The 12,999-nt window shown below is 44.3% G+C and carries 13 protein-coding genes and 2 pseudogenes; 2 read left to right on the forward strand and 13 right to left on the reverse strand.

Annotated elements, in window-relative coordinates:
* Nucleotides 1-66 precede the first annotated feature (66 nt).
* From treC to gntX, 9 genes are all read right to left on the reverse strand, one after another.
* Nucleotides 67-1,731, reverse strand: coding sequence for an alpha,alpha-phosphotrehalase (gene treC, locus XPG1_RS00515; RefSeq protein WP_045957347.1), 1,665 nt, complete (start codon nt 1,729-1,731; stop codon nt 67-69).
* A gap of 19 nt (nt 1,732-1,750) precedes the next feature.
* Nucleotides 1,751-3,190, reverse strand: a complete 1,440-nt coding sequence (gene treB / locus XPG1_RS00520; RefSeq protein WP_045957348.1) for a PTS trehalose transporter subunit IIBC — start codon at nt 3,188-3,190, stop codon at nt 1,751-1,753.
* 991 nt (nt 3,191-4,181) lie between these two features.
* On the reverse strand, nt 4,182-4,373 hold the full coding sequence (locus XPG1_RS19210; protein WP_436286815.1) for a hypothetical protein: 192 nt from the start codon (nt 4,371-4,373) through the stop codon (nt 4,182-4,184).
* Between the two features lie 61 nt (nt 4,374-4,434).
* Nucleotides 4,435-5,928 (reverse strand): glycerol-3-phosphate dehydrogenase, encoded by a 1,494-nt coding sequence (gene glpD, locus XPG1_RS00525; protein ID WP_045957349.1) that lies wholly within the window; start codon nt 5,926-5,928, stop codon nt 4,435-4,437.
* A gap of 249 nt (nt 5,929-6,177) precedes the next feature.
* On the reverse strand, nt 6,178-6,936 hold the full coding sequence (locus XPG1_RS00530; protein ID WP_045957350.1) for a DeoR/GlpR family transcriptional regulator: 759 nt from the start codon (nt 6,934-6,936) through the stop codon (nt 6,178-6,180).
* Nucleotides 6,937-7,043: 107 nt separating this feature from the next.
* Nucleotides 7,044-7,883, reverse strand: a complete 840-nt coding sequence (glpG, locus tag XPG1_RS00535; protein WP_045957351.1) for a rhomboid family intramembrane serine protease GlpG — start codon at nt 7,881-7,883, stop codon at nt 7,044-7,046.
* A gap of 76 nt (nt 7,884-7,959) precedes the next feature.
* On the reverse strand, nt 7,960-8,283 hold the full coding sequence (gene glpE, locus XPG1_RS00540) for a thiosulfate sulfurtransferase GlpE (protein WP_045957352.1): 324 nt from the start codon (nt 8,281-8,283) through the stop codon (nt 7,960-7,962).
* A gap of 148 nt (nt 8,284-8,431) precedes the next feature.
* On the reverse strand, nt 8,432-9,007 hold the full coding sequence (gene nfuA, locus XPG1_RS00545; RefSeq protein WP_045957353.1) for a Fe-S biogenesis protein NfuA: 576 nt from the start codon (nt 9,005-9,007) through the stop codon (nt 8,432-8,434).
* A gap of 59 nt (nt 9,008-9,066) precedes the next feature.
* A complete protein-coding gene (gene gntX, locus XPG1_RS00550; protein ID WP_045957354.1) occupies nt 9,067-9,750 on the reverse strand; it encodes a DNA utilization protein GntX in 684 nt (227 codons plus the stop codon).
* Nucleotides 9,751-9,788: 38 nt separating this feature from the next.
* Between gntX and bioH the strand changes: the two genes are divergently transcribed.
* The gene (gene bioH / locus XPG1_RS00555; protein ID WP_045957355.1) at nt 9,789-10,565 is read left to right on the forward strand and encodes a pimeloyl-ACP methyl ester esterase BioH; all 777 of its coding nucleotides are present in this window, start codon (nt 9,789-9,791) and stop codon (nt 10,563-10,565) included.
* 62 nt (nt 10,566-10,627) lie between these two features.
* Here the strand turns inward: bioH and XPG1_RS00560 are convergent, their stop codons facing one another.
* Both XPG1_RS00560 and XPG1_RS17855 read right to left on the reverse strand, forming a co-directional pair.
* Nucleotides 10,628-11,068 (reverse strand): OsmC family protein, encoded by a 441-nt coding sequence (locus XPG1_RS00560; protein WP_045957356.1) that lies wholly within the window; start codon nt 11,066-11,068, stop codon nt 10,628-10,630.
* Nucleotides 11,069-11,160: 92 nt separating this feature from the next.
* Nucleotides 11,161-11,454, reverse strand: a pseudogene (locus tag XPG1_RS17855) (MFS transporter); the annotation flags it as partial.
* A 166-nt stretch (nt 11,455-11,620) separates the two neighbouring features.
* Between XPG1_RS17855 and XPG1_RS00570 the strand changes: the two are divergent.
* Entirely contained in the window at nt 11,621-11,905 is a 285-nt protein-coding gene (locus XPG1_RS00570) for a hypothetical protein (protein ID WP_045957358.1), read from the forward strand.
* Between the two features lie 105 nt (nt 11,906-12,010).
* On the opposite strand, the gene XPG1_RS17860 is transcribed toward XPG1_RS00570, so the two are convergent.
* Nucleotides 12,011-12,705, reverse strand: a protein-coding gene (locus XPG1_RS17860) for an IS1 family transposase (protein WP_157879406.1) whose coding sequence is annotated in 2 segments (ribosomal slippage) — nt 12,011-12,456 and nt 12,456-12,705 — 696 coding nt in all. Because the reading frame shifts where the segments join, the coding sequence is not laid out codon by codon here.
* A 63-nt stretch (nt 12,706-12,768) separates the two neighbouring features.
* Nucleotides 12,769-12,864 (reverse strand): annotated as a pseudogene (locus XPG1_RS17220) (IS200/IS605 family transposase); the annotation flags it as partial.
* Nucleotides 12,865-12,999: the final 135 nt, after the last annotated feature.

Here is a 12,999-nt window from a genome sequence, read left to right on the forward strand (position 1 = left end):
TGCACTTTATTCTCCCTCGTTCTGTGAGGGAGAATAAAGCAAGTCCAAAATTATTGGATATAAATATTATTCTGTAACAATTAAATATATTGCCTCATACGGTTTAATGTTCATTGCATTATCTATTTTTGTCGCCGATGGATAATTACTGATTAATACCTGCCATGCTTTGTTGGCAAGCGAAGGTTCTGGAGACCAACGCTGTGTTTCATCGCTTAAATTGGCAATGACCAGCAAAGTTTGCTCCTGCCAACGACGTAAATAGCACCAGAGTGATGGATGCTCTGGCAGCAGATCCTGGTAGTCACCGTAGGTCAGAATCGGTTGTTGTTTTCTCAATTTAATCAAATCGCGGTAGCAATAGAAGATAGAATCTTCATCCTGTAATGCGACTTTGGTATTAATTTCTGAGTAATTACGGCAAGGTGCGATCCACGGTATCCCCGTTGTGAAACCGGCGTTTGCCGAATCATCCCATTGCATAGGCGTTCGACTATTGTCACGGGATTTCTGCGCCAGAATGGCCAGGATATCCTCTGGTTGCATACCTTTCTCAATACGCTCTTGATACATATTCAGGCTTTCAATATCCCGATAGCCCTCAATATGCGTAAAGTGAGGATTCGTCATCCCCAATTCTTCCCCCTGATAGATATAAGGCGTACCCTGCATGCCATGTAGCACCATTGCCAGCATTTTAGCCGATATTTTGTGGTACTGATGCTCATCGCCAAATCGGGAAACAATACGGGGTTGATCATGATTACACCAGAAGAGGGCATTCCAGGCTTTTTGGTGCATACCTTGCTGCCAGGTTGAGAAGATCTTTTTCAGTTCAACATAATCGGGTTTCGCGAGAGACCATTTTTCTCCATTTGGATAATCAACTTTTAGGTGGTGAAAATTAAACGTCATGGATAACGCTGTCCTATCCAGAGTACTATAGCGTTGACAGTGTTCAAGGCTCGTGGAGGACATTTCACCAACAGTCATCAACCCTTTGGGTTGGAAAACATCACGGCTCATTTCTTGCAGAAATTCATGTATCCGCGGGCCATCAGTATAGAATCGGCGGCCATCGCCGTACTCATCATCAGGATAGGTTTGCTGTTTTGAGACAAGGTTAATGACATCCAACCGCAAACCATCAACGCCACGATCCGCCCAGAACTCACAGATTTTTTTCAGTTCAGCGCGAACAGGCTCATGCTCCCAGTTTAAGTCAGCTTGTTCTACTGCGAACAAGTGGAGGTAATATTGCTGACTCTCAGCATGCCATTGCCATGCATTACCGCCGAATTTAGATTTCCAATTGTTAGGCAGGGCGTCTTCTGTGCCATCCCGCCAGAGATAAAACTGGCGGTAGGGGCTATGAATATCTTGCGCGGCCTGAAACCACGGATGTTGGGTTGAGGTATGATTGAAAACCATATCCAGGATGATACGAATACCCCGTTGGTGGGCACTTTTCACCAAATGATCAAAATCCGCCATGACACCGTAATCAGGGTTGATAGCACAGTAATCAGCAACATCATAGCCATTATCAATTTGTGGCGAGGGATAAATGGGTGTGATCCAGATGGCATCAACCCCAAGTTGTTGTAGATAATCCAGCCGTCGGGTGATCCCGTTGATATCGCCGGTGCCACAACCTGTACTATCCTGAAAGCTCTTGGGATAAATTTGGTAGATAACGCTATTCATCCACCAGGGTTTTTGTTCCGTCATAAAAAGATACCTAACAAAATTAATTGGCGAGTTCGTTTGCCTTGGATAAGGCGGCTTTGCGTTCATGTCTGTGATAAGCCATAACAGTCAGGAGTAATGGCACAACCACGGCAACGAGCATCGCAATCAGATAAATAACCCAGAATTGTGGCTTAATGGAGAGGATGCCTGGTAGCCCGCCTACGCCGATACCATTGGCAGTCACATGGTTCAGCCCACAAATCAGCCCGGCCAGAGACGAGCCAATCATTGCACAGAACATCGGGTAACGATATTTAAGGTTAATGCCGTACATGGCTGGTTCGGTTACCCCAAGATAGGCTGAAATTGCCGCAGGAATAGAAACTTCGCGCTCTTTTTGCTTCTTGCTTGCCCAGATAATGCCCGCAACCGCAGAACCTTGGGCAATATTAGACAGCGCAATAATCGGCCAAATCGGTGTTCCGCCGGTGCTTTGGATCATTTGCAGGTCGATGGCCAGCGTCGTTTGATGTACACCCGTGATCACCAATGGGGCGTAGAAGAAACCAAATAGCGCGGCGCCGATGGGGGCAAGACTCCCTGTCATTAATCCTTTCACCACCCAGGCAACACCATCGCCAATCGCCCGTCCGGCAGGGCCGATCAGAGCATGGGCGAGGAAGACGGCCAGAAGCAGAGAAGTCACAGGAACAATCACAAGATAGAGGTAGTCTGGAACCCATTTTTTCAGCCGCGTTTCAATCCATCCTAATGCCAGACCGGCTAATAAGGATGGGATGACCTGTGCCTGATAACCGACCTTAGCAATGGTAAACCAGCCGAAATTCCAGACTTCAGGCGTTTGCTGACCAAGCAGATAAGCATTCATCAGTTGCGGGGAAACCAGCGTAATGCCGAGAATAATCCCCAGGATGGGTGTTCCGCCCATTTTTTTGACGGCAGACCAGCAGATACCTACCGGGAGGTAGAAGAATATCGCTTCGCCGATGAGCCAGAGAAAATCATAGACACTTTGCCAGACAGGGTAGAGTTGAGCGAGTGATTTACCTTCACTAAAAGGGATATCCCCGATCAGATTACGAAAACCGAGGATTAAACCGCCGCTGATCAGAGCTGGCAGTAATGGGAAAAAGATCTCAGCAAAATGTGAAATTGCGTTTTCATACCATTTCATATTTTGACGAGCTGCTTGTTTCACCTCTTCTTTATTAACAGATTGTTTCCCTGTGGTTGCTAGCAGTGCTTGATAATAGACATCCACATTCGTCCCAATCACTACCTGAAACTGCCCGGCATTAGTGAAACACCCCTTGACCATAGGTAACGCTTCTATGGCTTTGGCATCGGCATTTTCGGGGGAATTTAGAACGAATCTGAGTCGGGTAATACAATGACTAACGGAAGCGATGTTCTCTTTTCCACCAATCAGCGTAATAAGGTTATCAATATCCTTTTGATTTATTTGTTTTTTCTTCATGCCTTTTCTCCTTATGTGGCAGGAGTGATAAATAACGGGATTTTTCGATTAACAGTGCGATTAACAGAATGATTACTCTCGTGATGAGATAATAAATAGACTGAATTAATAGCGGTTTAATCCTAGACAGATCTTCTTATTCTGGATATGAAAATATGTTTTGTTTGGGTCAAAGATCACATTTCATATGATTGATTTTAAATTAAAGAATTTTTACCTTTTCAAGATTTTTTGTTTTAGTACGTTGAGCTTCTCTGAGCATTAATAGATACAGGTTATGATTGTGTGCCATGGCACGCTTTTTTAATCAATGAAGTGACGTTTCTCTGGCTTGAACCTAAGTCATCAAACAATATACGGAAACGCTCAAAAATAAATCAGAAAAAATATCTACAGCCAAAAATGAATAACATGGCCCTTAATTGGCTGAGGTGATCTGAAAAATACACTTTTTCATTTTTGTTAATGTATGCAATTAAATCCCGTCATAAGAAATCGGTCATGAAAAAATCGTTGCGACAGAAATGGTGACGATGAAATACGTCCGATAATCATGGCGATGTCTTGCCCTACACCAATGCACAGGGTGCATATTGCAGAGTATATTTTTTTGAGTGAAATAAGTGCTATGGATTTTTTAATAATAAAATAATTTGATTTGAACCGGGTTAGGTGCTAGTACTTAACGTAAGCGGATTTAAGGTTATTAACGCCTGATTTTGTTTTTGTATCATTAAGTTAAATTTTCGGGTAGAGAATAAAAACAGCTGAACTACCTTATGTCATGAGTAACGAAAATTTTCAGGTTGATTTTATCATCATAATCAGGCGTTATATTTTTCCCATGATATTAATGAAATGAAATTCTTGATTTACGGTTCTTTCATTGTCTTGACAGCCTATTTTTTATCGTGACTTTTTATTTTTACGTCTAAATTTGTTTTATCTGCTCGATGAGACGATACCTATCAATACTGATCTTTCCCCTTTTTCAACAAACAATTTCCCGTAAAATACGGAGCACGGTATCCGCGCCGCTGCGATTAGGGTTAATGCGGATCATACGTTGTTCCAGTATGGGAGCGGTTTTTTTAAGATAAGGGATTTCAATAAAAAATAGGGGGGATTTCGAAAATTCCCGGCTGTTTGTATTTGGGGGCATAGATGAGTGGGGAAGAGGCATTCATTGAAGTGGAAAATGGCAATAAAAATGATTGCCATTTTCCTCGCGATCAGTCTCGCAATTAAGCGGCTTTAACGTTTTGTGCCAGCCAGTTAGCTACCTGCTGTTTCTGTTCATCGCTGAGCCACATACCTAGTTTTGTACGACGCCAGATGGCATCATCTAACTGGGTTACCCACTCATAATCAACTAAATAACGTAGTTCTGCTTCATATAAACCATGACCAAAGAATTCGCCGAGATCAGCCAGAGTTTCCGCACCTTTTAGGATGATTTGGCTGTGACTGCCGTAAGTACGGGCATAACGCAGTGCGACTCCTTCAGGTAGCCAGGTATAGCGCTGACGTAACAGACGTGCATAACCATCACGGTCGCAGCCTTCCAGCTCACCACCCGGTAATTGACCATTTTTCGTCCATGCTTTGCCTGCGCTGGGATAGTACTGTGCCAACTTATCTATTGCGTGTTCAGCCAGCTTACGATAGGTGGTCAGCTTGCCACCGAAGACGGACAGTAAGGGGGCTTGCCCTTTTTCATCCTGTACATCCAACGTGTAATCACGGGTAATCGCTTGTGGTGAATCAGATTCATCATCACACAGCGGGCGAACGCCAGAGTAGGTCCAGACAATATCATCGCGAACAAGCTGTTTTTTGAAGTGGTCGTTATAGACTTTCAGCAAATAGTCAATTTCTTTATCTTCAATGTTGACGTCTTTTGGATCGCCTTTGTATTCAACATCCGTGGTGCCAATGATCGAAAATTCGTCATTCCATGGGATCACAAACACGATGCGATGATCTTCATTTTGCAGAATATACGCCTGAGATTCATCGTGGACGCGAGGCACAACGATATGGCTGCCTTTGATTAAACGGATACCATAAGGTGATTTCAATTGCATGCCATTGTCGAAGAAGTTTTTCACCCACGGGCCAGTTGCGTTAACTAAACCTTTTGTGCGCCATGTATTGGTTTCACCAGTCTTGAGATCTTTGGCCTCAACCATCCAGTCGCCATCTTCACGCCATGCGCGAGTCACATGGGTACGGGTGCGTACTTCGCCACCGTGTTTTTGAACTTCCTGTGCATTCAGAACAACCAGTCGTGCATCATCAACCCAACAGTCAGAGTATTCAAAGCCACGGCTGATAGAAGGTTTCAATACTGAATTTGCACCAAATTTCAGTCCCTTACTACCCGGTAAGCTAACACGTTTACCCAAGTTATCGTACAGGAACAGACCAACACGGATCATCCAGGCCGGACGCAAGTGTGGTTGGTGTGGTAAGCGGAAACGCATTGGAAATGCAATATGTGGGGCCAGTTTTAACAGCACTTCACGTTCTGCCAATGCTTCACTGACCAAACGAAATTCATAGTGTTCCAGATAGCGTAAGCCACCGTGGATCAGCTTAGAGCTGGCTGATGAGGTCGCGCTGGCCAAGTCTTGACCTTCCAACAGCAGGACAGAAAGTCCCCGGCCAGCAGCATCTGCTGCGATACCCGCGCCGTTAATTCCGCCGCCGATTACAATCAAGTCTTTGGTTTCCATTGCGTATCCTCTGAGATGTTCGAAATAGTTCTTTAATGCTCGTTTTCGCTCATGGATTGTAATCAAAAATTCATCAACCGCCAACTATTAACTGAGAAAAAATACATTTACGTGATACTGGTAACCTATTTTTTACCATAGACATAAGATAAATAGGGTTTTTGCCGGATAATAAGTTGTGTCAGACGATCTGTCCGCGATAGGAAACCCCGCCAGATCTGGTGGGGTTAGGATGACGAGAAAACGTGATCAGCACAGCTCCAGCCTGACACTATGTTGTTCAATAATTTTCTGGAGGTAGGGAGGTGGCGCTTTATCCGTGAACAAGAAATCAATGAGGTTCATATTACCGAGATTCACCATCGCACTCCGGCCAAATTTTGAATGATCGGCAACCAGCATGACACAACGGGAGTTTTCAATAATAGCGCGTTTGGTACGGACTTCGTGGTAATCGAATTCCAGTAGGGAGCCATCATTATCAATGCCGCTGATCCCAAGAATGCCGAAATCAAGGCGGAACTGAGAAATAAAATCCAGAGTTGCTTCACCAATAATGCCGCCATCACGGGGACGTACTTCACCACCTGCTAAAATCAGACGAAAATCTTCTTTGCCCATAAACAGCGTGGCGACATTGAGGTTGTTGGTGACAATCCGTAAATCGCGATGGTCGAGCAGAGCATGTGCTACGGCTTCTGGTGTTGTGCCAATATCAATGAATAAGGTTGCGCCATTTGGAATTTGGGTAGCCACTTGCTGGGCAATACGGGCTTTTTCATCCGATAACATTATCTTACGATCATGATAGGCGGTATTGACGGAGCTGGAGGGCAGTGCGGCACCGCCGTGATGACGCTGGATTTTATTTTTATCTGCGAGATCATTTAAATCACGTCGGATTGTCTGCGGGCTAACATCAAAATGTTCAACCAGCTCTTCAGTGCTGACATAACCTTGAAGGTGCACCAACTCGATTATTGCATCATGTCGCTGAGTTTGCTTCACAACATTCCCCTAATGTTTTTTGCGTCGATGAATTATAGTTGACCCCAATGATCCCCACCCTTTCATGCCGCTGTTGCAACATGAAATGTCTTGGATTTTTGGGCATATTATTGATTTTTTTGTTTACGCAAATTATCCCACAGCCCCATCAATAACCCGATAATTAATCCTGCAACATGGGCGGCATTGGCGATATTTAATGAAAAAAGATCCCAGTAGCCCACCAATAACCAAATGACAGAGATAGCGATTAATCCTCTGGGGGCGCTGATTCCGCGCTTGGGGGACATTTCACCGGTTAACCAGCTATACCCGATCAGGGCGTAAACCACCCCGGATAATCCCCCGAAAGCCACGCCACTGAACAGCGATTGTGCCCAGCCACTGAAAACCGCTGAGACGATTGTGATTTCAAAAAGTTTACCGCTGCCAATCTTTTTTTCTATCTGGCTGCCGAAATACCACCATAATGCGAGATTAAAGAGGAGATGTGTCAGCGAGAAATGCAGCAGAGCCGGGCTGAATAAGCGCCACAACGCCAGGTACTGTTCACGATCTTGAGGCCACGCCAGCCAGTTCATCACAGCCTGATCGCCTGCCACTGCCATCCAAAAGTAGACGAGGATACAGAGTATCGTGATAGCGATTGTCAGCGGCCCCGATTGACTTTTGAGCGTACTCAAATTCAGGTTGTTTGGATACTTAAAGGCGATAACAGGTTTGCCCGTTTGCCAACTGGCTGCTTGATAACGTTCATGAAGCGGATCGCGGGTAAAAAGGTGAAGTTCCTGTTCAACCCGGTTTAGTTGGCTATCATCTTCTAACCAAAGCTCAATGAGTTGCGACTCCTTGTCGGGCCGAATAATCAAATGAATATTTTGGGTCGCCATATAATCAATAAAGGCCTGAGCCAGTCGAGGGTTGGATATAGAGGTTACATGGATCATGGCTCGTCTTCTCTCTGCCTCAAGTTGAAGTGAGTTGTACAGGGATTAATCGTATTTCAATTAGTGTGTTAAAGATTCACAGGGTATGGATAGCCTGGGGATAGGCTTTTTGCCAGGCGGCAAAGCCGCCATTGATACTAAAAACGGCCTCAAAACCTATATTGATCAAGTATTGTGCTGCGCTTTGACTACTATGACCGTGGTAGCACATCACCATAACGGGCTGATCAAAATCGGTTTCCTGTAGAAAATGATTCATTGTTTCATTCGTTAGATGAAATGCGCCTGCTGCGTGCCCGGCACGAAAACTTTGTGGATCGCGGATATCAACCATCACTGCGGTTTTATCGAGCCAATGTTGGTAAGCCTGTTCAGGGTTTATCGTTTGAAAGTGGTCCATAAATACTCAACGTTGTTTCTCAAAATTGCATTTTCAATATATTTATTGCTTGATCGTCGTTGGGTATGACCTTCACACCGTCCCAACGTTTATCGCATTGACGCTGGAAAGGCGTGAAGGTGCGGATATACCCGTCGTCTATGAAAAATCAGTAATAGGAATGTTCACCGCGCTGGTGTTCAGTCAAATCTTTCACGCCTTTCAATTCAGGGAACATCTGTAGTAACTGTTTTTCAATCCCTTCTTTCAGGGTGACATCGACCATTGAACAGCCGTTGCATCCCCCCCCAAATTGCAGAATGGCATAGTTTTCACCCGTGATTTCCATCAGGCTGACACGGCCACCATGCCCTGCCAGTTGGGGATTGATTTGCGATTGTAGAACATATTCAACGCGCTCAATCAGTGGGGCATCATCGTCTACTTTACGCATTTTGGCGTTCGGGGCTTTCAGGGTCAATTGCGAGCCCAATTGGTCGGTGACAAAATCAATCACGGCTTCTTCCAAGAAAGGAGCACTAATTTCATCAACATAGGCAGAAAGTTGGTCGAATTTGAGTTCAGTATCAGTGGCTTCAACAGCATCCGGTGGGCAATAGGAAACGCCGCATTCAGCAGTTGGCGTGCCTGGATTAATGACAAAAACGCGGATCTGTGTGCCCGGCTCTTGATTTGCCAATAGCTTGGCAAAGTGTGCTTGCGCTGCTTCAGTAATATTAATCATGTCATTTGCTCAATAGTTGACTGTTCTAGTTGGTTATAATACGCCCATTTATAAAGGAACTACAAGGTTCGGCATATTGCCCAAGCTTGTACCGAGCAAGCGCCCGCACGAATTAGCAACTGTGAAGCTTCATGTATCGTTGTGCCCGTGGTGATCACATCATCGAAGATGGCGACATGTTGATCAGTAACATGGCCTCGTAATTGAAAGGCGCGTTTAAGATTGGTTTTCCTTTGGGCGGCAGAAAGGCTCTGCTGTGAGAGTGTAGCACGTGAGCGTCGCAAAAAACCGGGGTGATACGGGCATTGCAGCCAATGTGACAGGGAATGGGCTATCAGTTCAATCTGATCAAACCCGCGTTGCCAGCGTTTTCTACTGTGCAGAGGAATACCCAATATGCGATCCGGTTTATGCCAGCGGTTTTCACGATAGCCTTGTAACCAATGTAACAGAAATAAGCGAGCCAGCACCGGTGCAAGTTGTGGTGTGTTGTGATACTTGTAACGGTGGATAAGCTGGCTTAATGGTGGCGTGTAATCGGTGATCGCGATCAAATGTTGCCACGGAGGGGGTTTTCTCACGCATCGCCCACATGGAAAGCGGCCGGATTCAGCAGGCAGCGCACAGCGCGGACAGACAGGTTGCCGCCGCTTTACCTGTTGATGACAAAGACAACAGATCCCATGATGGGGGAAATACAAATTTTGCTGGCATAGCCAACAGTACCCAACCATTGTTAGCATAGTTTCCTTCCTTGGTGACAAATAAAGTGAGAATAACAATGAATCAGTTGTTTTGGCAGACAATCGGTGATGCACCTCGTGATCTTGTGATGCTGCACGGATGGGGGCTAAACGCTGAGGTTTGGCGTTCAGTAGAAACACGATTGGCTTCGCATTTTCGTTTGCATCTGGTGGAGTTGCCGGGATATGGTCGTAGCCAATCTTATCCGGCGATGTCTTTGGCGGATATGGCTGATATTGTCTGGCAGCAGGCACCAGAAAATGCCTTATGGCTCGGTTGGTCTTTGGGGGGATTGGTGGCCAGTCGGATTGCGTTGGATCATACGGCACAGGTTGCGGGGTTAGTGACGGTGGCTTCTTCACCAAGATTTAGTGCTGATGGGGATTGGCCAGGGATTAAGCCTGAGGTTTTGTGTGCGTTTGAACATCAATTGAGGGTGGATTTCCAAAAGACAGTCGAACGTTTTCTGGCTTTGCAGACACTGGGAACCGATAGCGCCCGTCAGGATGCGCGAGAATTGAAATCAGTCATACTGAATCAGCCGATGCCGTCAGTCGATGTACTCAATGCCGGGTTAGAAATCCTGCGTACTGATGATTTAAGGGAGGAATTATCCCGGCTACCATTACCTTTTCTGCGCCTTTATGGTCACCTCGATGGTTTAGTCCCCCGCAAAATTGTTTCACTGCTTGATAGTGCATGGCCACATACGCATTCTGTTATTATGCGTCATGCCGCACATGCTCCTTTTATTTCCCATCCTGATGAGTTTGTCGAAATATTAATGAACTTTGCTTCCAGTATGGAATGGTAATGGATCATTCATCATAAAAAATTACCCATAACATGAAAATGTATGGGTAATAAATCGCATTATTAGACTGGATAAATCTCAGTGACAATTTCTGGTGTATTGACGATGGTATCGAGAACAGGGCAATGATGTTCGACAAACGTAATAAAATCTCGGATCTCTTGTTCAGTATTATCGGCTTTAACGTAAAATTTGGTGGTGATTTTTGAAAATCCTAGTTTGGCATTTTTATTGATCCCGGTAAAACCATCTGTATCCAGCTCACCTTCTATTTTAACCTGAATATCAATTAAATTGATTTTTTGCTGGCGGGCAAAACTTTTTGCCACAATACATTGACATGCACCCAATGCAGACAGTAATGCTTCCACGGGATTCATTGCTTCATCAGTCCCACCGAGATTTTTTGGCTCATCGACATGAAAAGTAAAATCCCGTGATGAACATTTCATTTTGAGATTGCCAGCTGACTCAACTGTCGCAGTAAATAACGCTTTAGGCATAGTAATATCCTTTGGTTATTAATAATGATAGAAATGCAAGTCAAATAATAAGTGTTATTTTTTATTTTTCAATTCTGATCAAACTCATTAAATATTGCGGCCAAACCGATGGGAACATTGATGAGGGAAATCCACCCCCAGTGATAATTGTCGCTAATCCATCCACCGAGGATTGGGTCACAAACCGGGGCAATAATGATAAACAGCCGTACTTCCCCCACCTATTTTGCTAACCAGCCAGTCAAAGGGATAGAGATCATATTAGCAACACCAAATGACGTGATAACCCAAGTTCCTTGTGACACGGATGATCCAAGATCACCGGCAATAGTTGATAATGCTACGTTAGCTATCGTCAAATCCAATATTTGTAGAAACGCAATCATCGCCAAAGATAGGATTAGCCAGTTTATTCAAGCAAAATGAAAGCGCTATCGTTAGATTTGCGTTTGCGAAAACCTTCTTATTAGAAATATTTATTTATGCATGTTTGATATAAAAGTTCGCTCAATGGCGATTGAAAAACACATAATGACTACTGGGATAGATTAAATGTTAAAATCTACTGAGCCGTATGAAAAAATAAAGGAAGTAAATGGTGATGATATGAAATGGTTAATAGAAGATAGTAAATTTATCTATAGCCTTTCAACTGACGAGCAACAAAAATTAAAAAATTACATTATTAGAGATGCCCTTGATAATTTGATTGGTAAGGTAATACAACGACGCAATCCGCTTTTATGTGGTGAACTTAACCACCAATATCTGTCTGGGCTGAATGTGCAAATAGCACTGAAATTAATAAAAGCTGAGTACGAAATATTGTATGATTAATAAGGGAAAAATATCAGGTTGATGGATGGGTTTGGTGTCTGGGGAATAAGGATGTCACTGATTGGTTAACCTTGTCGGTCGTGTATTCAACCTGTTGATTGGCCATCAATAATAGAACTCACGCTCGATGAATGTGCCAATGATCTTGTCATGCATTTCAACTGACTTAGAATAACCCAGCGTCTTGCGATTGAGTCGCTTTAGCCTGTTACGCAGGTTCAGATTTTCTCGTTCAATACGTTGAGTATAAAGTTTACCGGTGATATGTTTCTCATCAGCCAATATGTCATATGCCCCGAAATTATCGGTGCACCAGAATGCCACATCAAAAGCGGATAACTTTTCCAGCAACGTCCTGAGTGTCTGTTTGCTACGGGCGCCAAAAGCGTGAGCGACAATACGTTTCAAGCGAGGCTCCCACGCGTACCACAACCAGCGTTGCCGTTTTTTGTTACTGATGAATGACCACATTTCATCGACTTCACAGATAAGCTGAAGCTCAGGGGTATCCAGCGGCAGCGTGGTTACACATCGCGGCGCGAGTTTTTTAAAGTGCGTACAACAGCGTTAATGCTGACATGAAGTGCCCGTGCCGTATCACGAATACCGGCGTTATTCATGGCAAGCTTGACGATTTGCTCTTTTATACCCGAATGGCAAGCCCGGTAAGTGTATTCGAGCTGGAAGGTTCTACGACAGGACTGGCAATAATATCGTTGATGCCCACCTTCTCCTTTACCGTGTTTTTTAACAGGCGTGGTTTGGCCACAAAACCGACACTTCACTTCAACTAATGCCATCACTATCCCTCACGTATTTACCCTCATTATACGTGAGAAACAACGGGATGAATACGTGACCTTATTTTTTTTTAATATCCTGAATCGATATTTGGGTGTCCATACGATATGGTATTGACAACACCAAAGCACATGCGATGCTTTCTTGAATCTACTCATGGTTAAATCCTTATCTGTTATGGGGATAACGGCTTCGGATTTTCCCATGAGTAGCATTATTGGCAGAGCCAATTTGTTGATGACCACGCCATCAGGGCGTGGTTTTCAGTTATGAATAAAAATTTTTTCGAATCA

Origin of the sequence: Xenorhabdus poinarii G6 (genome assembly GCF_000968175.1) — a bacterium.
Classification (GTDB): domain Bacteria; phylum Pseudomonadota; class Gammaproteobacteria; order Enterobacterales; family Enterobacteriaceae; genus Xenorhabdus; species Xenorhabdus poinarii.